Source organism: Streptomyces sp. NPDC043896 (assembly GCF_056435605.1).
Genome location: NZ_JBWKEE010000042.1, coordinates 2,194 through 20,285 on the forward strand (window position 1 = coordinate 2,194; position 18,092 = coordinate 20,285).

The window sequence follows — 18,092 nt, forward strand, 5'->3', positions numbered from 1 at the left end:
TGAAAACACACTAGCGGCCTGTGTCCCTCACCTTGGGCCCCCCTGGGGGGGGTTCCCGGGGTGTTCGCGCCCTTGGTGGGGGAGCGGGGGGGAGTCCCCCCCCACCGCCCACCCGGGCACGGGTCCTCGACCGCACCGGCCCGGGTTACATGGGGTCCATGGTGGCGCTTTCCGGTCCGTGGAGTTCTTCGAGCTCCTTCCGGATGGCCAGGGCCTTGTCCATCAGGCGCCGGCGTTCGTCGGCGTCGGCGGACCTGCCGGCCGCCAGCTCGAGTTCCTCGGCCTGTTCCCGCATGCGCCGGGCCTCCTCGTCGGTCCGCCGGTTCTCGCTGCTCATGGGGCTCCTCCGGTTCAGTGCTGGACTGGGCCTCCACTCAAGCACTCTCCGCGGCTCGGCCGCCGGACCTACGCCGTGGCAGCCGCGCCCGTCACCTCCATGAGCCCCCGGCGGTCACGGTCTTCTCCGCCGGGGGCGCCGGCAGCGACGCGAGGGTGCCCGCGATGCCGTCGGCCGTGGTCGCGGCGTCCTCGGCACCCTCGCGGGGGGGGGCCGTCAGCAGTCGCGTACCGGGTTGTCCTGGGTCATCGCACATGCCATGCGCTGTCCGCGCTCGGGGCCGTAGCGGGCGATGAGGGAGGCGCGGAAGCCATCCCACTGGGACCGGGTGTCGGCGATGGCCGCCTGGACGGCGGCGCTGAAGTTGCCGGCGACCAGACCCCGGGGGGTGGTCGGGGACGTGGCCGCCCCGGTGAGCGGGTCGATGACGCCGTTGTCCTTGTTCAGGACCCCGTGCGTGATGCGCTTGCCGCAGCCCCACGGGTTGAGGCTGAAGCAGCCCGTCGTGAGGTCGCCGGGGATGTCGGAGGCCGAAGGCGCCGCGGCCGCCAGCCGGAGGAAGGGCGCCGGGCCGGTACGGGCCAGGCCCGGCGGGTTCTTGATGCCGATCGCGGAGCCGCTGTCCGCCCTGTCCGCCCAGTTGCTGTGCGAGTAGAAGTCCTCGGTGCCGTGCAGGGCCCGGCCGAAGCCCTCGATGGCGTTGCACTTGCCGCGACCCTGGACGCCCAGCACGAAGGTGCAGTCGGAGGAGAGGTCGGTGTCGGGGGCGCTGACGGTCCCCCCGGCGTTCACGAGCGCCTCCGACTTCTCCACGCCCCGGTCGAACTGGCCCTTGAGGTGCGCGATGCAGGCCAGGAGCACCGAGGTGGCCTGTGCCCGGCTCCGGGGGTATCCGGGCGCGTTCAGGTAGTCGGCTCCGTCGCAGTGCGCGGCTTCCGTGAGCACCTGGTCCACGTCCGGTGCGCCGATGGCCCCCATCGTGCCGTTCGCCCCCGCCAGCTGGCGGATGGAGGCCGGCTGGAAGCAGGCCCCGGCCGCGCCGGGGGCGGTGCCGGGCGCGCAGGCGAGTGCCGCGCGGGTGATCCGCTCGTGCTCGGAGTTCTGCCCGAAGGAGTCGATGGTGCCGAAGTACTGGATGGGCGGTACGCCGGGACCGGGCTTCTTCGCCTTGGGTGCCGGGGTGACGGCCGGGGGCTCGGCCCCGGCCGTCGGGCCTGCCGCCGTCCCGCCCTTCGGCGGGTTCGGAGACGGCGCGGCCTGCGCCGACGGGGCGAGCCCCAGCAGGAGTGCGGCGGCCGCGATGCCGGCCGCGAGCGTCGGGAGCACTGGCCTGCTCCGACGGTGTGTCATCGTCATGATGGTTCCCCCATGTTGAGGCCCGCGCGCCTCCTCGGGCGTACGGGCCGGTCGCAATATATCCGCCCCCGGGACCGCCTCCCGTCGCACCTCATTCATCACGATTCATCACGCACGCACCACGCGTCACGTGCAGACCCGGCCGCGCGTCCCCGGAACCGGTACGTCCGCTGCTCTGGGGGTTTCGGCCCGGGCCCGGCGGAAACACGTGAAGACGTCGGACAGGCCGAAGAGGTACCGCTCACGAGGAGAGGAACCGTCGTGGGGACCATGATCCTGCTGATCGCACCGATGCTCCTGGCCCTGCTGCTGGCGACCCGCGGGGAGAGGCACCGCCCACGCCACCGGGCCGGCCGCGGCTGACGCGCACCCCGGGTCCGCCGGCCGCCGGGGTGCCGTCACCGGCCGGTCACCCGGTCAGGGCCTCGGTGATCTGACGGGTGGTCTGGGCGGCGACCCGCGGGTTGACGCCGGCGTAGTTGGTGTAGGCGTTCAGGCCGGTGGCCAGGGCCCAGCCGCGGCCCCGCGTCCAGGTGGCGTCGTCGACGCCGAGGGTGGCGCGGAAGGCCGCCCGGCTCGTGGCGGACATCAGGGTGAAGGCGATGGTCAGGTCGCGGGCGGGGTCGCCGATGCCGAGTCCGCCGAAGTCGATGACCGCGCTGAGGCGGCCGTCGACGGTCAGCAGGTTGCCGGTGTGGAAGTCTCCGTGGAACCACACCGGCGGGCGGTCCCATCCGGGAGCGCTCAGCGCTTCGTCCCACAGCCGGGTCATGGCCCCGGTGTCGAACGTACCGCCGACCTCCGCGATGGCGGCTCGTGTGTCGCGGTCCCGGTCGGCGAGCGGCCGTCCGGTCAGGTCCTGGCGGACGGTCCCTTCCGGGAGCTCCGCCGGCGCGAATTCCCGAAGCGCGGTGAGGAACTCCGCCAGCCGGACGGCGGCCCGGGACGACCCGGCCAGCGCCTCGACGGTCGCGACCTCGCCGTCCAGCCAACGGGACACCGCCCACGGCCACGGATACCCGAAGCCGGGCCTGCCCCCCGCGACCGGTACGGGGATGGCGAGGGGAAGGTGCGGGGCGAGCCTGGGAAGCCACTCGGACTCCTTGGCCGCCTGTGTGACGGCTCCCTCATGACGGGGCAGCCGGACGGACAGGTCCTCCCCCAGCCGGTAGATCACGTGATCCGAGCCGGCCGGGTCGAGCAGCGTCAGCGGCAGCCCGGCCCACCGGGGGAACTGCGCGTCGACGAGGCGCCGGGCCAGTGCGGCATCGATCGCGGGGCGGGGGTCTGCGGATCGCCCGGTCGGCAAGAGCGGCTCCTGTGATGGACCCGCTCCGTATGGCGGGCGGTCGGAGCCATGACAGCGCCCCAGCCCCTCGTCTGTCGACCGGATTTCCGCCCTGACGCCGCGTTCCCGTACCCGGGACCGTACGGGCACCGCCCTCGTCTCACCCGCCGAAGAGGGAGGGTACCCGCGTCCAGACGAAGACGGTGACGGCCAGGTGCGTCAGGCACAGGGCGCGGGCCGTCTTCCACCGGCGGGACACGACGGCCGTGAGGCCGAGGAAGAGGGTGGACAGGACGAGGCAGAGGTGCGCGCCGCCCCTGATGTCCTGGTCGGTCGTCGGGGTCATCTCCCTGCCCATCGCCGGAACGCTCAGGGCGAGCATGAAGGCGGCGACGGCGTAGAGGGCCGCGGCCAGGGCGGTCCGGAGTCCCAGGGCCAGTGCCCGGTTCTCGAATATCACGGCCGTTCGGTCCGTCCTGTCTGAAGTTCCGGCGGTGGAGGGCCGCTGCGCGACGGGCGGCGTTGGCGATCACATCAGCGCCGCGTGCGTGCCATTGTCACAGGCAGGTCCTGGAGTGTGGCGGCGGAGGCGTCGGGGGCGGCGGGGGCGGCCCGTTGCCCGCCGTCGATCCCCCGTGAGAGCATCGGGATTCGGCGGTCCGTCTCCCGTGAATGGAGGAGTGCGGGCCGTTGCCGTGTCCACGGTATCCACGAATCCGGCGAGCTGTACGAAGGGCAGGTGCCGTCCGATGTCCGCGACGGAGCCGGCGGAAGCCCGAATCGAGGATTCGGGGAACGTCCTGGTCGCGCCTTCCGCGTTGCACGATGACGAATCGATCAGGGACTTCTTCGGATCCGCCGTCACGCCGGAGGAGCTCGCTTCTTCCGCTCCGCCCGATCTGGCGCAGAAGACGGTCTACCTGTGCGGCGACATGTCCCGTGCCCCGGTCCGGCAACTGCGGTCGGCCGCCCGGGTGTTCGTCATCCGGGAGCTGTCGCACGGATACGACGGGGAAGGGGACGGGGACGAACCGTGGTCCTTCATCGGCCTCGGCCGGGTACCCATCCGCGTACACGGCGCCGGTGTGTACTACCGCCGCTTCTTCGACCTCGACGCCGACCACTTCGGACGGATCAGGGCGGAGCACGAGTTCCAGTCCCTGACGGAGTCCACCAAGCCCGGGACGGCGCATCGCAGCGGAATCTATCTGACGCCCGTCACGCGGAAAGCCGGCGCACTGCATTTCCGGCTGCTCAGGTGCTCCACGAATCTCTCGGGGCCGACCGAGAGTTTCCGTCCGACCGACGCGCTCATCGTCGACGCGCTGAACCGCGAGGCCGCCACCGTGTTCCGGGGCCAGGCGCCGCTGAACCACGTCCTGGCCCAGATCTACCACAACACCCTCGCCACGGCGGAGCGCAGGCAGGCGAAGGCGAAGATCTCGGCCCATGCCGACAAGACCAAGGACATGCCGGTCAACGGAGTCATGGCCTTCTGCACCTTCTACGACCGGCTCGACGGACTGGAGCCCCTCGCCGAGGACGCCTTCGACTACGGGCTGAAGGGCGCCAGCGGGCTGACCAGACTCCACTTCCGTCTCAAGGACCCGGCCGGGGGGCACGGCGGGGTCGCGCTTCCCCCGCGGTTCGGCGTGACGCTCTACCCCGGCTCCGTGTTCTTCATGCCGCTGTCCACCAACCGTCTGTACACGCACGAGATCCGGCCCTCGGCACTGGGCGCGGAGTCGCTCCCGACCCGTCTGGGGTACGTGGTGCGCTGTTCGAGCACCGAGGCCGTCCACAAGGACGGCCGGACCTTCCTCAAGGCGGCCGGAGGCCTGGTGGAACTGGGGCCGGCCGCACCGGAGGGCATGAGCGAGTTGCGCAGGCTGTACGCCGAAGAGAACAGGACCCCGTCCTTCATCGATTACGGCGACGGATTCCACTTCAGCATGAACACGGGAGACTACCTTGCCCCCCGCCTCTAGGACCTCGGACGGGATCGTCTCCCACACCTTGCCGACGGAGGGGGATCTGTTCGCGGAGCTGTCCGCGTCGGCTCGTTGGGAGGACGTGGGCAAGGGCCGGCGGGGCGCCGTGCTCACCAGGATCCACGAGGCGGACGGGGTGCCCCTCGTGCGCACCACCACTCGATACGGCAATCCGGCCCAGCCCTTCCGAGCAGTGCACGAACGGCTGGCGGAGCGGATCCAACGGCGTGCGGCGCTTCCGGTCGGCTTCAACAACGCCCTCGCCGAGATCTACACGAACGCCTACCGCACCATGGGCAGCCATTCCGACCAGGCGCTCGACCTCGCCGACGGTTCGTCCATCGCCGTCTTCTCCTGCTACCAGGACCCCGAGGCGAGCCCGCCGAGGAAGCTGGTCTTCGAACCGAAGGGGGGAGACGGCGACGGCTTCGAGATCCCGCTGACCCACCACAGCGTCGTCGTGTTCTCCGTCGAATCGAACCGTCGCCTCAGACACAAGATCGTCCTGGACGCGCCGTCCACGGCGGCGGACAACCAGTGGCTGGGCGTGACCTTCCGGACCTCGAAGACCTTCGTCCGGTTCCGCGACGGACACGCGCACCTTCCGCAGGGTGCGCGCCTCGTGCCGGCCGACGAGGAGCAGAGGCACGCGTTCTACCGGCTGCGGCGCCGCGAGAACCAGGAGACGGACTTCACCTACCCCCCGCTGACGTACACCCTCAGCGAGAGCGATCTGATGCCGCCGGCCTGACCTTGGCACCGGGTGCCTCCCCGCCCCGTGGGCCGCGATCGAGCAGTGCGCCGCCGAGCGGTCGTCCGCCGGCTCCGCCGCGGTCGACCCGGCTTCGGCGCCGCCGCGGTGCACGGCGCCGTGCCGGGCCGTACGGGTGATTTTCCGCCCCGTTGGCCGATTGTGGACCGGCGCGGCGGACGCGCCGTCGTGCGTACCGGCCGAGTGTGAGGGCATCGTCCGCCCCTCGCTGCAGGACGCCGTCGCCGGGAGTGTGAGTCCATGATCCGTTCCATGTCCGTCCTGCCAGTCGCCGCCGCCGTGAGCGCCGTGACCTCGGTGCTCGCCGGCCCCGCGGGCGCCGCCGCGGCCGACCCGAGGCCGATCACCTCCCCCTACGTCCAGGCCGCGGCGGACGTCGCCGCCTCCGGCACGCTGCTCCGGGCGAAGAAGATCGACTGGGTGCGCCACGTCAACACCGGCCGCTACTGCGTGAACGTCAGCGAGGAGGTCAACCTCGCGTTCAGCGTGGTCCACGTGGAGCTGCCCAACTCCAACCGCCGCAGCTTCAGCTCCACGCCCACCGCCCTCTGCGGCCCGGACACGGTGACCGTCTACACGTACGACCTCCACGGCAACTACGTGGACAACCCCTTCACGGTCACCGTGTTCTGACCGTCGGGTCTCGGTGAGACCCGGCAGCGCGCCGCGGGCGCCACAGGCGTTCAGAGAAGGTTCAACGATTGACGCTACAACCACTGCGGGGCGTCGCCCTGTTCGGCTGAGCGGTACACCGGCCCCGTGCCCATACTGGAACGAGGGGAGGAACTCCGTCGTCTGAACGCGGAGGAGCACGGAAGAGCCCCGCCGAGGAGGCGAGCCGCGATGACCGTGGAGCAGTTGTCACGAGTCGACAAGGGTTTCCTGGAGCAGATGGAGGCTGCCGGCCGCCGCTACGCCGCCCGCTCCGCCGCCCGGGACGGCCACATGGAGGCGCTGCTGCGGCACGGCATCCTCCACGCCGACACCCCGGAGCGGGTCGGCAGCAGGCTGAGCCGTATGGGCGTCGACTGGGCCATGGCCACGGCGATCGAGCGGACCCCGCCGACCGCGACGACCGGCACCAGCCTCGCTCTGGACCGCGAGCTCGTCAGCCCCGACCTGCTGATGCTCGAACGGTTCATGGGCCGCAACGACCTCATCGGGATCGACTCCCTCGAAGCCGGTTTCCTCGCCGCCCGCCCGGTCGGCCGGATCACCGTCCGGAGCGCCGGCTCGTCCCACCACGGGACCGGCTTCCTTGTGTCCCCGTCCCTGCTGATGACGAACAACCACGTGCTGGCCTCCGCCGAGGAGGCGGCCGCCGGGGTCGTCGAGTTCGACTTCCAGGCCGGCCTGGACGGGCGGCCGCGGGTTCCCGTCGTGTTCCAGCTCGACCCGCAGCGCTTCTTCGTCACCCACCGTGACCTCGACTTCACCGTGGTCGCGGTCTCCGAACGCTCCCGGGACGGTCAGCCGGCGGCGTCCTTCGGGAGGCTGCCGCTCAAGGAGGCCCGGGGCGAGGCCGTCATCGGGGAACTCGTCAGCATCATCCAGCACCCCAACGCCGAGCCCAAGCAGCTCGCCCTCCGGGAGAACCGGATCGTGGACGTGCTGGAGGAGTACGTGCACTACTCGGCCGACACGGCGCGCGGCTCCTCGGGCGCTCCGGTCTTCAACGACCAGTGGGAGGTCGTGGCGCTGCACCACGCCGGTGCCCCCCGCAGGGACCGCGACGGCAACGTGCTGGCCGTCGACGGAAGCCGCTGGCATCCGGGCATGGGTGAGCACCGGGTGGACTGGAAGGCCAACGAGGGCGTACGGGTCAGCAGCATCCTCCACGCCATCCGGCAGTTCCCGCTGTCCGGCGCTGCCGCGACGCTGCGGGCGGAGCTGTTCGCCGCCGGCTCGTCCCCGCACCCCGTGGCAGCCCCGTCGCCGGTGGTGCCGACGGACCGGACGAACGGCGCCGCGGCGCCGGCCCACCGTCGGGCCGCCCCCTCGTACGTCGGGTCGGCCGCCGGGACCGGGAGCATCGACGGGCAGTCGCCCGCCGAACGGGACCTGGCGGCCGCGCTGGTCAACCTCGCGGTCTTCAGCACCCGCCCCTACTACGAGGAGGCCGCCGACCTGGCGGCGCGCGACGCCTACTACGCGGACATCGACGCCGGCGACCCCACGGCGCTGCGCCTCGCGCTCACCCGGCGTCTGGAGTCGACGCACGAGCGCAGGCCGGCGTACAAGCCGATCCGTCTGCTGTATCCGTGGGTGGACCTGCATCCCGACCAGCGGCTCCACGGGATCTACTCGGACCAGGGCTTCGCTCCCGAGGAGCTCATGGAGGCGGACGCGGCGGTGGAGGCGGCGCGGATCGGACGCTGGCAGGAGTTCATGCTCCACGAGGGCGCGCCCGGCCCCGAGGCCCTCGCAGCCGAGCTCGACCTCCTGGAGGCGTCGCTGCCGTTCAACTGCGAACACGTCGTGCCCCAGTCCTGGTTCGCCAAGAGGGAGCCGATGCGCGGGGACCTGCACCATCTCTTCGCCTGTGAGACGACGTGCAACAGCTTCCGCGGCAACATCCCCTACTTCGACTTCCCCGACTTCCCCGGCTTCGACGAGGCCGTCCGGCACAGCTGCGGGCGCCGGGAGACGGGGAAGTTCGAGCCCGCGCAGGGGAAGGGACCGGTCGCCAGGGCGACGCTGTACTTCCTGCTCCGCTACCCCGGCAGCATCGGCGACGAGGCGCGCGAACTCCAGCGGTCCGGCCTCGCGCTGCTGCTGGACTGGCACACGGCCCATCCGGTGAACCTCTACGAGCGCCACCGCAACGCGGCGATAGCGGAGATGCAGGGCAACCGCAATCCGCTGACAGACCACCCGGAGTGGGCCGAGAAGATCGACTTCGCGGGTGCCTGGCCCTGACCGGCGGTCCCGGCCGTGCGGCGTGCCGTGTGCGGCGGGGACGGAGGAGGGAGTCCGTGCCCGGGGGCGGGCCGCACGGTGCGGCCCGCCCCCGGGGTCATGTGCCGTCCGGGCCCCTCAGACCTTGTTGTAGGTCCCGGTGTGCCAGAGGGCGCCGCCCTTGCCCGGGCCGCCGTCCTTCTTGTAGACGACGAGGTTGCCGTCGTCCTGGAGCTGGGTGTGGGCACCGGTGTTGTTGCCCGTGCCCGTCCGCCAGCGGGCCGTGGTGCGGCCCTCCTCGACGAGCGTCAGGTCCCCGCGGTCCTTGGGCGCCATCTGCAGGGTCACCCGTCGGCTGCCCCCGTAGGTGCCGCTGCTCCAGATGGCCTTGCCGTCGCGCTTGCGGTACATGACGAGGTTGTTGTCCTGCTGGAGGACGAGCCAGACGGTCGCGGACTGGGCCCAGTTGCCCGTCCACCAGGCCTCGGCGGCCGTCGCGAACTCGGAGCAGAGCCAGGCCTGCCGCTCGGAGCTGCGGGTGGACCACCGGGGGGTGGCGCTGCGGCCCTCGACGAGGAACTCGCCGCCGAGGAGGGAGGCCCTGACGCTGCCCGTGCCCGGGCCGGTGCCGTACGTGTTCGAGTGCCAGAGGGCGCCGCCCTTGCCGGGGCCGCCGTCCTTCTTGTAGACGACGAAGTTGCCGTCCGCCTGCATGGTGGCGTACGCGCCGGTGTTCCCGTACGTGCCGCTGGACCACAGGGGCAGCTTGTAGCCGCCGGGGGTGCCCAGGGCGTAGAGCACCAGGTTGCCGTCGGGCTGCATGACCAGTTCGGTGGTGCTCACCTTGTCCGTCAGACGGGCGCCCGGGTCCAGGCGCTGGCCCGGGTGGAGCGTCGTGAGGACGCCGCTCTGGGGGCCGCGGCACTGGGCCGGGGCGGCCGCGGCGGGAGTGCCCGCGGCGGGGACCAAGGCCGCCGAGGCGGAGACGACGAGCAGGGACACGAAGCTTCTTCGCAGTGCGCGGGTGCGCATGATCGGATTCCCCCCTGGGAAGTGCGGATCCGACCGGACGGTCGTCGCCGGTCGTTCGGGGTCCCTTTCTACACGGTCCTTCACACCGGCGTTCCGGCGCCCGCCCGCCGGGCTGTGCGGCGACGGCGCGGGGCGGACGGGATCCGGAGGAGACGGCTTAACGTGGGGCCATGGTCCTGGACTGGAACGCGCTCCTCGCCGATCAGCTCGACTGGCACTGGCAGCACCAGCTGCGCGCCCGGCTGGACGGCCTCACCGACGAGGAGTTCTTCTGGGAGCCGGTGCCGGACTGCTGGTCCGTGCGGCCGCGCGGCAGCGGCACGGCCCCGGTGCGGGGCGGCTCCGGTGACTTCACGATCGACTGGGCCTACCCGGAGCCGGTTCCCGCACCGGTCACGACGATCGCCTGGCGCCTCGGGCACGTCCTGGTCGGCGTACTGGGGGCGCGCAGCGCGGCGCACTTCGGCGGGCCGCCGGCGGACTACATGACGTACGCGTACCCGGGCACCGCGGCGGAGGCGCTGGAGCGGCTCGACGCCGCGTACGCGCGGTGGGTCGCCGGGGTGCGGGGGCTGGGCCCGGAGGGGCTGGGGCGGGCGTGCGGCGAGGCCGAGGGCGCGTACGCGTCGGAGCCGATGGCGACGCTGGTGCTGCACATCAACCGCGAGGTGATCCACCACTGCGCGGAGATCTGCCTGCTCCGGGACCTGTACGCCCACCGGGCCTGAGGCCGTCGGGCGGGGCGGCCGCCGGGCCCCGGAGGCCGTTGCCGTCCGGGGCCCGGCGGCCGGCGCCGGTCAGACGCCGGGTATCTGGCGGGCCTTGAACGCGGCGCGCACGGCGTCGGCCGCGCTCGTGCCGTACATGGCCCGGGCGGTCGCGATCGTCTTCAGCGCGGCGTCCGCGAAGCTCGTGTCGGCCGCGAAGCCGAACTGGGCGTTGACGATGACGCGGTCGGCGGTCCGGGCTCCCAGGGCGCCGCGGATGTCGAGGAGGGCCCGGGACCAGATCTCGCCGTCGGCGTGCACCTCGCCCACCCGGTCGGCGTATACCTTGTTCCCGTCGATCCGGCGCAGGCAGTGCGGGGCGGGGCTGTAGGGGGCCGAGTCCCAGTCGGCGACGCAGGCCTCGTCCGCCAGGCGCGGCCAGCCGTGGCGGGCGGCCGCGTGTGTGCCGACCTGGACGGCCAGGTAGTCGCCGAAGGCCTCGCCGATCGCTCCGGCCTCCGGGGAGGTGCCGAAGCCGGGGACCTGGGCGTTGTGGACGGCGTGGCCGTACTCGTGGAGGATGACCTCCGCGTCCTCGGCGTCGTCGACCTCGCCCTTGCCGAAGCGGATCTCGGCCTTCTTGTCCGTGAAGAACGAGTTGTCGGCGCCCCACTGGTTGATGCGGACCGGCTGGACGCGGTCGTTCGCGCCGCGGAGTTCGGTGCCGAAGCCCAGGCCCTGGAGGTACTCCTGTGCCTCGTTGACCCAGAAGTACGCCATGACCTGCTCGAACTGGTCGTCGTGGCGGTTGTACGAGGCGGCGTCCGCCGTCTTCGCGGAAGCGCCGGTGTCCGATCTGACGTGGACCCATTTCCCGGACAGGGCGCCACTGCCGTCCAGGTTGCGCAACGCCGCGGTCGCGTACGCGGAGGCCGGCACGGCGTCCGCGGAGTCCTTGGCGTCGGTGAGCGTCTGGTCGCCCGAGGACTGGACGGGGTTGACCATGAAGACACGGCCCTGGGGGGCGGGGGCGGGTGCGGCCGGGGCGGGGGTGGCGGCCGTGGCGGTTCCGGCGAGGGTGACGAGCGCCGAGGCGGCGGTGACCGCGGCGATCAGGCCGCTGGGTGTACGGCGGGGCATGAACATCCTCCTGTGAGGGGCGTGATGCGCCGGAGAATCGTGCGTGGCGTGGCGCGGGGGTGATCCTTGCCCACCGCGACGGCCTTTGGCCAGGGGTCGGGGCGGACCCATTTCATCTCAGGAGGGGGAGCGGCCCAGGTGCAGGAGGATGCGGTCCAGGACGTCGGTGCCGGTGCCGGTGCCCGTGCCGCAGTCGGTGCGTCCGAGTTCGCGTGCGGGTGCGGGTGCGGGTCCGGGTCCGGGTCCGGGGAGGCTCGGGGCGAACGCGGCGCCCGGCCGGGTGCGGTGGGTGCCGCCCGGGACGGCGAGGGCGATGGGGAGTGCGGCGTCGGCGACGTCGGGGTCCACAGCGAACGGCAGGCCGAGGGACCGGGCCACGTCCCAGCCGTGCACCACGTAATCGAGGAAGTGGAAGCCGATGGCCCGGACCGCCGGAAAGTCCGCGCCGGCGCCGAACTCGGGCAGGGCGAACCGCCGCTCCGCCGAGTCGACTTCGGCGAAGGCGGCCAGCACCTCTTCCGCGGCGGCGAGGTACCGCCCCACCGCGTCCGGTCCCGGTGCCTCGGCCTGCCAGTGCGTCAGGTCGGCGCCGCCGCCCCGCGCCGCCGCCGCGAAGCCCCGGTGCTGGGCGGTCATGTGGGCGAGCAGCTCGCCCAGGTTCCAGGCCGTGCAGGGGGTGGGGAGGCCCAGGTCCTCCGCCCGTGCCCGGCGGGCCATGGCCGTGCACGCGCGTACCGCACCGGCGTTGAGTTCCCTGACGGCCGCCAAATCCATAAGCATGCGCTTACGGTAAGTGGCGGCCCATCATGGGTCAACGGGTATCTTCTTCTCCATGGCTGGGAACACCACATCCGAAGGGCGCCCCGACCTGGCGGCGATGATCGTCCCCCTGGGCCGCGCGCTGGTGGCGGCCGAGCTGCCGGTGCTGCGCGAGCACGGTCTGGTCATGTGGGCGTACTCGGTCCTGCTCGGGCTCGACGACGAACCGGTCCGCACGCAGGCCGCGTTGGCGCGGGACATCGGAGCCGACAAGACGCGGATCATCGGCGTCCTCGACGACCTGGAAGGACGCGGCCTGATCCGGCGCCGGCCCGACCCGGCGGACCGGCGGGCACGCGTACTGTCCCTCACCCCCGCGGGGCGCGAGCTGCGCGACGCGGTCCAGTCGGCGATCCGCCGGCGCGAGGAACGGCTGCTGGCACGCCTGCCGGAGGAGGACCGGCAGGGCTTCCTGAACGCCCTGCGGGCGCTCGCCGCCCTGGATCCCGCCGAGATCGGCGGTGCCGGGCCGCAGCCGGCGGACACACCGCCCGCCGGCTGAACACCGCGTCGTACCGGCCCGCCGACCGCCTACGACACGGCCACCGACGACCGTGCGGCGGTGTAGGTGACGACCACCGCCCCGTCGTGGCCGCGTTCGCCGGCGCGCCCGGCCTGTCCGGCGTCGCCGTGGCCCCCGTCCATCCGCGGCCCCTCTCAGACCTCCCGGAAGATCAGAGCGGCGCCGAGGGCCGCGTCGGCCGGAACGAAGACCTCCCCGCGGGCCGTTTCGCGTACGGGCAGCCCGTTCTCCGAGAGCAGCGCGCGTACGCGGGCGACGTCGGGAACGGCGACCGTGCAGGCGACGAGCGCCGGGAGCGCGGGCGGGGCCTCACCCGGCAGGAGGTCCGCTAGACCGGCCCCGGTCAGCAGGGTGACCGGCCCGTCCGCGGATGCCGGCCGGCCCGGATACCGCTCGTACCGCTCCCGGACCAGGGGGAGTTGCCCGTCGGGTACGCACAGCACCGCCTCCACGAGGTCCTGGGCGCCGTTGGGGTGGTCGAGGTGACGCGCGTGCTGGAACTCCGGGTCCAGGTCGGCGACGACGCCGACGCGGCCTTCCGGCGCACCGTCGATCTCCAGGTAGCGGATGGCCTCCGTGCGCACGCCGTCGGGGGTCTCCACCGGCCGGCCGACGGTGTTCACCCCGCCGTGTCCGACGCCGGCGGCGGTGAGCCGCTGCGCCGCGCCGTCGACGTCCGGCGACGAGAACATCAGGATGTGCAGGCCTTCGAAGCGGTCACGCCATCCACTGAGCCGGGCACTGGCCGCCTCGATCTGCGACCGGACCAGGTGGAGCTTCTCCGGGGGCGCCTGGAGCGGGACGATCCGCACGTCGGCCGGCAGGCCCACCGTGCTCCCGGGCTTCACCGGCGTCACCAGCTCGACGAAGCTCCGGGGCAGATCGGCGTGGGTGTTCGCCGCCCCGAACGGCTCCGGGGCCGCCCCCTCGCGAGGTGCCAGCGCCGGGACGGCGGGCGGCGGAACGTGGAACCCGAGCCGCCGGTAGAGCTCCATGGCCCGAGCCATGTCGCTGACGACGTGCCCGACGTGATGTAAGCGCGTGATGTCGTGAGGCATGGCCCCACCGTAGTCGCCCACGCGGGCAGGCCCGCCGAAAGGCCAGGGGGACGACTCCGCCCCGGGCCGCGGGAGACGGCGGGGAAGGAGCGTGCCCTGACACCCGTTCCACCCCTCGCCGGGACGTCCCTTCCGGGTCCTGCTGCGGCATGTACTGGCACTTGATCGTCACCGGCCCGCAGCGCGGCCACGTCTGGCAGATCGCGGGAGAGGGCGCGATGCCGTTCGGCGGGCCGGAGTCAGCGGACGCCCTGATGCCGGGCGTCCCGGGCTTCGCGGGCTGGGTGACCCACTGGGCGGAGGGCCGGTCCTGGTTCCCGGCGTAGGGTCTGCGCACGTGCCCGCCCGGCCGCCGCCGGGCTTCGCCCCGGACCGGATCCGCCCCTCTCACGGGCCGGGCGATGCACCTGCTCGCACAGGGCGTGTCAACCGCGGGGTACTCCCTCCCCGAAGGCCGTTGAGCCTCTCCCCCTGGTTGATTGCCCGTCACCCCAGCCAGACGACGTCCAGGACCGACAGGTGGCGCATGAGCCGGTTGATCCAGTAGACGACGGACAGCGGTCCGACCGATGCGATGCGTACGTCCTGGCCTTCGGGGTCGCCGGCGTCCCACTGCGGGAAGCCCCACGGTCCGGCGGCCGCCGCGTCCAGGACGTCCCACGCCGTCTCCTCGGCATGCCCGGGCAGGGCGGTGAGCACCTTCGCGGCCTGTGGCGAAAGCCGGACCGCATACGGCTGACCGGTCATCGCCGTCCGCTCCGCAGTTCCTTGTCGAACAGTCCACCACGCACGCGTTCATCCTCCCCCACGCCGGAGGCCGCCCGTCGTCGATACGCCGTGCGAGCGGCTCGGCATCGCCCGGGAATCCGTCCTGCGGTACTGGCGCGAGGGTACGTCTCCCTCCCGATGGGCGTAGCGTCGCAGTCCGTCAAGGACCCGTCCGGAAGGGGACATGTGACTCGGGACGAAGCGGTGGTGCTCGTGCGCCGGATCATGGATGCGGAGCAGGCCTCCGACGAGGAGCTGCAGGACTGGCTGGACAAGCTCGGCGGAGCCCTTGGCTGCCTGCCCGGCCTCATCGGCGACCTGGTCTTCTGGCCTCCCGGGCGGGAGTTGTCCGCCGAGGAAGTGGTCGACCGGGCGTTGGCGTACCGGCCGATCGCCTTGTGACGCCGGCCCCGGCGGCGGAGGAACCGCTCCCCGGGGCGGGCGGTGCGGGCGCCGGGCCGGTCCCTCCCGTCGCGCCCGTAGGATCGGGTGATGACCCGACGGCCGCCGCCTCCTCGCTCCGTGTGCGTCGACGTACCCGACGGGCACGGCCTCGTCGAAGTGACCGGCGACGCGGGCGGCAGCCTGCTCCTGCTCGCCGGTGACCCGGCGTTCCTGGAGGCCAACGACGGCTGCGGCAGCGTCGGCTGGCTCGCCGCGCGCGCCGGTGCGGGCGGCCCCGGGCCGGCCGAGGTCAAGTACCTCACCGACTGGCTCGGCGCCCCCGGCCTCGTACCCGATCCCCGCACCGGACAGGCGGAGCCACCGGACCCGGAGCAGCTGCGCCCGCTGCTGACACTGCTGGCCCCCGGGCGGTACGTGATGACGGCCGCACTCGCGCCGGACCGCCTGCGGGTGGTCCACCCGAGCGCCCGCCGGGTCCAGGGCTGGTACGCCGACGAGGACCTCGCGCTGGTGACCACCGACGCGTGGCCGCCCCGCGATCACCGGGCGGTGCGCCGCTACCGCGACCGCATCCGCGCCGGGGGCGAACTGCCCGCGCTGGTCGCGCTGTTCCCCACCCCCGACAGCTGGGTGGGCTACCTCCTCGACGGCCACCACAAGCTCGCCGCGTACGAGCAGGCGGAGGCCCGTCCGCTGGTCATCAGGCTGACCCCGCAGACGCCCCGGCCGTGCCGCCGCGACGACCTCGACCGCGCCCGGGCGGCCTTCTCCGGCGGGCTGGACAGGGTCTTCTCGTACATGGCGGCGGAGTCCGTCTGACCCGGGCCGGCGGGGAGTTACGGGCCCGGGGGCGTCCCCGTGCCTCCGGGGTGGTGGTCGAAGCCCACCGAGGCGGCGCCGCGCTCCCCTCGGCGGCGGTCGAGCAGGACCACGGAGCCGAAGCCCGCACCGGTGGCCGCTGGGCCGGGGCTGCGGATCGGGTCCGGGAATGCCACCGGGGACACGCCGGGAGTGCGGGTGCCGCACGAGGGCGGCGGGCGCCGGCGGCGCGTCCGAACGAGCGGTTTCTCCCGTCACCGGCCCGGCCGTCCGGGATCGGCGCGCTCCTGCCCGAGACAGTCTGTCAGGCAGGCCATCGGTTCCGGCATCGCCCGGGGTCGTGCCGTACCCCCCACCACCCGTTCCACGCTTCACAGGAGGCCGTCATGGTCAGGAACCCGGACAAGACGCTCAACGGCAAGGTCGCCTTCGTCGGCGGCGCGTCCCGCAACCTCGGCGGGCTGATCAGCACCACCCTCGGCGCGGAGGGCGCCCGGGTCGCGGTCCACTACAACAGCGACTCCTCGCGGGCCAAGGCCGAGGAGGTGGTCGACGAGATCAACTCGGGCCTCGGCAAGGCGTTCGCGATCCAGGGCGACCTGACCCGGCCCGCGGAGGTCGAGCGGGTCTTCGACGAGGTCGTCGGCAGGTTCGGCAAGCTGGACTACAGCATCAACACGGCCGGCATGGTCCTGAAGAAGCCGCTCACCGAGATCACGGAGGAGGAGTACGACCGGATGTTCGCGGTCAACTCCAAGGCCGCGTTCTTCGTGATGCGCGAGGCGGCGCGCCGGATGGAGGACGGCGGGAAGATCATCACCATCGTGACCTCGCTCCTGGCCGCCTACACCGGCCTGTACTCCTCCTACGCGGGCAGCAAGGCCCCCGTCGAGCACTTCACCCGGGCGCTGTCGAAGGAGCTGTTCGGACGCAACATCTCCGTCAACAGCATCGCCCCCGGGCCGATGGACACGCCGTTCTTCTACCCGGCCGAGGACGACGACTCCGTCGCGTACCACAAGTCCTCGGCGATGAACGGTGACCTCACCAAGATCGAGGACATCGTCCCCTGGGTGAAGCACATGCTCACCGACGGCTGGTGGGCCAACGGCCAGACGCTCTTCCTCAACGGCGGCTACACCACGCGCTGACCGGCCACCGGCCCACGACCGTGCGCGGGCCGGGGCGGCCCCGGTGAACTCGGCCGGGGGCCCGGGCCGGTCGGGGATACTGGCGCGATGTCGCAGTCGCCGCCCGCCGCCGCCCCGGAGCCGATAACGGCCGACCCGCCCCACACCCCCGAACGCCCCCTCCTCACCCAGTCCTGGCTCGACCTGGCCTTCCTGCACTGGGCCGTCGACCCCGCCGACGTCGCCCCGCTGCTGCCGCCCGGCACCGTGCCGGACACCCTCGACGGGATCACGTACGTCGGGCTGGTGGCGTTCCGGATGCACGAGGTCGGCTGGTTCCGCCTGCCCGGCGTGCCCTACCTCGGCTCCTTCCCCGAGACCAACGTCCGCCTCTACTCGGTCGACGCCCACGGCCGCCGCGGTGTGGTCTTCCGCTCGCTGGACGCCTCGCGGCTGATCCCGGTGGCCGTCGGGCGGGCCGCGTTCGGCCTGCCGTACGTCTGGTCGCGCATGACGGTCCGTCACGGAAGCGGCGGCACCGTCACGTACACCAGCCGCCGGCGCGGGACCGGCCCGCGCGCTGCGCACAGCCGGATCACCGTGCGGATCGGCGAGCAGGTCGCGGACCCGACCGCCCTGGAGCACTTCCTGACCGCCCGCTGGGGGATGCACACCGCGTTCTTCGGCCGGCCGCTGTACCTCCCGAACAGCCACCCGCGCTGGCCACTGCACCGGGCCGAGCTCCTCCACTGCGACGAGAACCTGGTGGCCGCGGCGGGCCTGCCCGCCCCGGACGGGCCGCCCGCCAGCGTGCTCTTCTCCCCGGGGGTCCCCGTACGCTTCGGTCCGCCGCCGCGCCGGCCCGCCGGTGTCCCCGCCCCCCGACCGGCCCGGTGATCCGGAGCCCGGCCGGCGGGCGACCGGGGCGGGCCAAGGGGGAAGGCACCTCGCGAGGCCCCGGATCGTGAGGACGGGCCCCCGGCCGTACGGTGGTGGGAGGGGGACCGGGACGGGCACCCGCGGCCACGGCGCCGCCGGGGTCTTCGCCG

20 protein-coding genes and 1 pseudogene are annotated in these 18,092 nt (G+C 73.0%); 11 read left to right on the top strand and 10 right to left on the bottom strand.

The genetic code is table 11. The features are described 5' to 3' along the window. Positions 1–145: 145 nt before the first annotated feature. From AC069X_RS36125 to AC069X_RS36140, 4 genes are all read right to left on the bottom strand, one after another. Positions 146–337 (bottom strand): DUF6381 family protein, encoded by a 192-nt coding sequence (locus tag AC069X_RS36125; RefSeq protein ID WP_478735607.1) that lies wholly within the window; start codon positions 335–337, stop codon positions 146–148. Between the two features lie 216 nt (positions 338–553). Further along, positions 554–1,687 (bottom strand): CinY protein, encoded by a 1,134-nt coding sequence (locus AC069X_RS36130; RefSeq protein WP_478735609.1) that lies wholly within the window; start codon positions 1,685–1,687, stop codon positions 554–556. A 415-nt stretch (positions 1,688–2,102) separates the two neighbouring features. Then, the gene (locus AC069X_RS36135) at positions 2,103–3,002 is read right to left on the bottom strand and encodes an aminoglycoside phosphotransferase family protein (protein WP_478735611.1); all 900 of its coding nucleotides are present in this window, start codon (positions 3,000–3,002) and stop codon (positions 2,103–2,105) included. 139 nt (positions 3,003–3,141) lie between these two features. Continuing rightward, positions 3,142–3,441, bottom strand: coding sequence for a hypothetical protein (locus tag AC069X_RS36140; RefSeq protein ID WP_478735613.1), 300 nt, complete (start codon positions 3,439–3,441; stop codon positions 3,142–3,144). A 289-nt stretch (positions 3,442–3,730) separates the two neighbouring features. On the opposite strand from AC069X_RS36140, the gene AC069X_RS36145 reads away from it, so the two are divergent. The 4 genes from AC069X_RS36145 (at position 3,731) to AC069X_RS36160 (ending at position 8,663) form a co-directional block, all read left to right on the top strand. Further along, complete coding sequence (locus tag AC069X_RS36145; protein ID WP_478735615.1) at positions 3,731–4,969, top strand: hypothetical protein; 1,239 nt, start codon at positions 3,731–3,733, stop codon at positions 4,967–4,969. After that, the gene (locus AC069X_RS36150; protein ID WP_478735617.1) at positions 4,953–5,723 is read left to right on the top strand and encodes a 2OG-Fe(II) oxygenase family protein; all 771 of its coding nucleotides are present in this window, start codon (positions 4,953–4,955) and stop codon (positions 5,721–5,723) included. Before AC069X_RS36145 ends, AC069X_RS36150 begins: the two co-directional genes overlap by 17 nt. Before the next feature lie 273 nt (positions 5,724–5,996). Continuing rightward, positions 5,997–6,377 carry a hypothetical protein gene (locus tag AC069X_RS36155; RefSeq protein WP_478735619.1) on the top strand — a complete coding sequence of 127 codons (381 nt, stop codon included), beginning with the start codon at positions 5,997–5,999 and terminating at the stop codon, positions 6,375–6,377. Between the two features lie 210 nt (positions 6,378–6,587). Beyond that, positions 6,588–8,663, top strand: coding sequence for a trypsin-like peptidase domain-containing protein (locus tag AC069X_RS36160; RefSeq protein ID WP_478735621.1), 2,076 nt, complete (start codon positions 6,588–6,590; stop codon positions 8,661–8,663). Positions 8,664–8,780: 117 nt separating this feature from the next. Here AC069X_RS36160 and AC069X_RS36165 read toward each other — a convergent pair whose 3' ends face one another. After that, on the bottom strand, positions 8,781–9,674 hold the full coding sequence (locus tag AC069X_RS36165) for a hypothetical protein (RefSeq protein WP_478735623.1): 894 nt from the start codon (positions 9,672–9,674) through the stop codon (positions 8,781–8,783). A gap of 170 nt (positions 9,675–9,844) precedes the next feature. On the opposite strand from AC069X_RS36165, the gene AC069X_RS36170 reads away from it, so the two are divergent. Continuing rightward, complete coding sequence (locus tag AC069X_RS36170) at positions 9,845–10,402, top strand: DinB family protein (RefSeq protein ID WP_478735625.1); 558 nt, start codon at positions 9,845–9,847, stop codon at positions 10,400–10,402. Between the two features lie 69 nt (positions 10,403–10,471). Here AC069X_RS36170 and AC069X_RS36175 read toward each other — a convergent pair whose 3' ends face one another. Together AC069X_RS36175 and AC069X_RS36180 are read right to left on the bottom strand one after the other, a co-directional pair. Further along, positions 10,472–11,521 (bottom strand): M4 family metallopeptidase, encoded by a 1,050-nt coding sequence (locus AC069X_RS36175; protein ID WP_478735627.1) that lies wholly within the window; start codon positions 11,519–11,521, stop codon positions 10,472–10,474. Positions 11,522–11,638: 117 nt separating this feature from the next. Then, entirely contained in the window at positions 11,639–12,301 is a 663-nt protein-coding gene (locus tag AC069X_RS36180; RefSeq protein ID WP_478735629.1) for a TIGR03086 family metal-binding protein, read from the bottom strand. A 52-nt stretch (positions 12,302–12,353) separates the two neighbouring features. Between AC069X_RS36180 and AC069X_RS36185 the strand changes: the two genes are divergently transcribed. After that, a complete protein-coding gene (locus tag AC069X_RS36185) occupies positions 12,354–12,842 on the top strand; it encodes a MarR family winged helix-turn-helix transcriptional regulator (protein WP_478735631.1) in 489 nt (162 codons plus the stop codon). A 155-nt stretch (positions 12,843–12,997) separates the two neighbouring features. On the opposite strand, the gene AC069X_RS36190 is transcribed toward AC069X_RS36185, so the two are convergent. Further along, positions 12,998–13,921 carry a VOC family protein gene (locus tag AC069X_RS36190; protein ID WP_478735633.1) on the bottom strand — a complete coding sequence of 308 codons (924 nt, stop codon included), beginning with the start codon at positions 13,919–13,921 and terminating at the stop codon, positions 12,998–13,000. A gap of 143 nt (positions 13,922–14,064) precedes the next feature. On the opposite strand from AC069X_RS36190, the pseudogene AC069X_RS36195 reads away from it, so the two are divergent. After that, positions 14,065–14,247 (top strand): annotated as a pseudogene (locus AC069X_RS36195) (SMI1/KNR4 family protein); the annotation flags it as partial. 160 nt (positions 14,248–14,407) lie between these two features. On the opposite strand, the gene AC069X_RS36200 reads toward AC069X_RS36195, so the two are convergent. Next, positions 14,408–14,668: a hypothetical protein gene (locus AC069X_RS36200; protein ID WP_478735635.1), complete on the bottom strand. Its 261-nt coding sequence runs from the start codon at positions 14,666–14,668 to the stop codon at positions 14,408–14,410. 207 nt (positions 14,669–14,875) lie between these two features. On the opposite strand from AC069X_RS36200, the gene AC069X_RS36205 reads away from it, so the two are divergent. Together AC069X_RS36205 and AC069X_RS36210 are read left to right on the top strand one after the other, a co-directional pair. Further along, positions 14,876–15,091, top strand: a complete 216-nt coding sequence (locus AC069X_RS36205) for an e9imm peptide (RefSeq protein ID WP_478735638.1) — start codon at positions 14,876–14,878, stop codon at positions 15,089–15,091. A 90-nt stretch (positions 15,092–15,181) separates the two neighbouring features. Beyond that, positions 15,182–15,913, top strand: coding sequence for a hypothetical protein (locus AC069X_RS36210; protein WP_478735657.1), 732 nt, complete (start codon positions 15,182–15,184; stop codon positions 15,911–15,913). A 17-nt stretch (positions 15,914–15,930) separates the two neighbouring features. Here AC069X_RS36210 and AC069X_RS36215 read toward each other — a convergent pair whose 3' ends face one another. Beyond that, on the bottom strand, positions 15,931–16,098 hold the full coding sequence (locus AC069X_RS36215) for a hypothetical protein (protein ID WP_478735658.1): 168 nt from the start codon (positions 16,096–16,098) through the stop codon (positions 15,931–15,933). Between the two features lie 201 nt (positions 16,099–16,299). Between AC069X_RS36215 and AC069X_RS36220 the strand changes: the two genes are divergently transcribed. Then, positions 16,300–17,064 carry an SDR family oxidoreductase gene (locus AC069X_RS36220; protein ID WP_478735660.1) on the top strand — a complete coding sequence of 255 codons (765 nt, stop codon included), beginning with the start codon at positions 16,300–16,302 and terminating at the stop codon, positions 17,062–17,064. Between the two features lie 87 nt (positions 17,065–17,151). Continuing rightward, positions 17,152–17,940, top strand: coding sequence for a YqjF family protein (locus AC069X_RS36225; RefSeq protein WP_478735662.1), 789 nt, complete (start codon positions 17,152–17,154; stop codon positions 17,938–17,940). The last annotated feature ends 152 nt before the right edge of the window (positions 17,941–18,092 follow it).

Coding starts and splice junctions, on each gene's coding strand:
- AC069X_RS36125 (WP_478735607.1), bottom strand. CDS start 337: ATGAGCAGCGAGAACCGGCGGACCGACGAGGAGGCCCGGCGCATGCGG.
- AC069X_RS36130 (WP_478735609.1), bottom strand. CDS start 1,687: ATGACACACCGTCGGAGCAGGCCAGTGCTCCCGACGCTCGCGGCCGGC.
- AC069X_RS36145 (WP_478735615.1), top strand. CDS start 3,731: ATGTCCGCGACGGAGCCGGCGGAAGCCCGAATCGAGGATTCGGGGAAC.
- AC069X_RS36155 (WP_478735619.1), top strand. CDS start 5,997: ATGTCCGTCCTGCCAGTCGCCGCCGCCGTGAGCGCCGTGACCTCGGTG.
- AC069X_RS36160 (WP_478735621.1), top strand. CDS start 6,588: ATGACCGTGGAGCAGTTGTCACGAGTCGACAAGGGTTTCCTGGAGCAG.
- AC069X_RS36165 (WP_478735623.1), bottom strand. CDS start 9,674: ATGCGCACCCGCGCACTGCGAAGAAGCTTCGTGTCCCTGCTCGTCGTC.
- AC069X_RS36170 (WP_478735625.1), top strand. CDS start 9,845: ATGGTCCTGGACTGGAACGCGCTCCTCGCCGATCAGCTCGACTGGCAC.
- AC069X_RS36175 (WP_478735627.1), bottom strand. CDS start 11,521: ATGCCCCGCCGTACACCCAGCGGCCTGATCGCCGCGGTCACCGCCGCC.
- AC069X_RS36180 (WP_478735629.1), bottom strand. CDS start 12,301: ATGCTTATGGATTTGGCGGCCGTCAGGGAACTCAACGCCGGTGCGGTA.
- AC069X_RS36185 (WP_478735631.1), top strand. CDS start 12,354: ATGGCTGGGAACACCACATCCGAAGGGCGCCCCGACCTGGCGGCGATG.
- AC069X_RS36190 (WP_478735633.1), bottom strand. CDS start 13,921: ATGCCTCACGACATCACGCGCTTACATCACGTCGGGCACGTCGTCAGC.
- AC069X_RS36200 (WP_478735635.1), bottom strand. CDS start 14,668: ATGACCGGTCAGCCGTATGCGGTCCGGCTTTCGCCACAGGCCGCGAAG.
- AC069X_RS36210 (WP_478735657.1), top strand. CDS start 15,182: ATGACCCGACGGCCGCCGCCTCCTCGCTCCGTGTGCGTCGACGTACCC.
- AC069X_RS36220 (WP_478735660.1), top strand. CDS start 16,300: ATGGTCAGGAACCCGGACAAGACGCTCAACGGCAAGGTCGCCTTCGTC.
- AC069X_RS36225 (WP_478735662.1), top strand. CDS start 17,152: ATGTCGCAGTCGCCGCCCGCCGCCGCCCCGGAGCCGATAACGGCCGAC.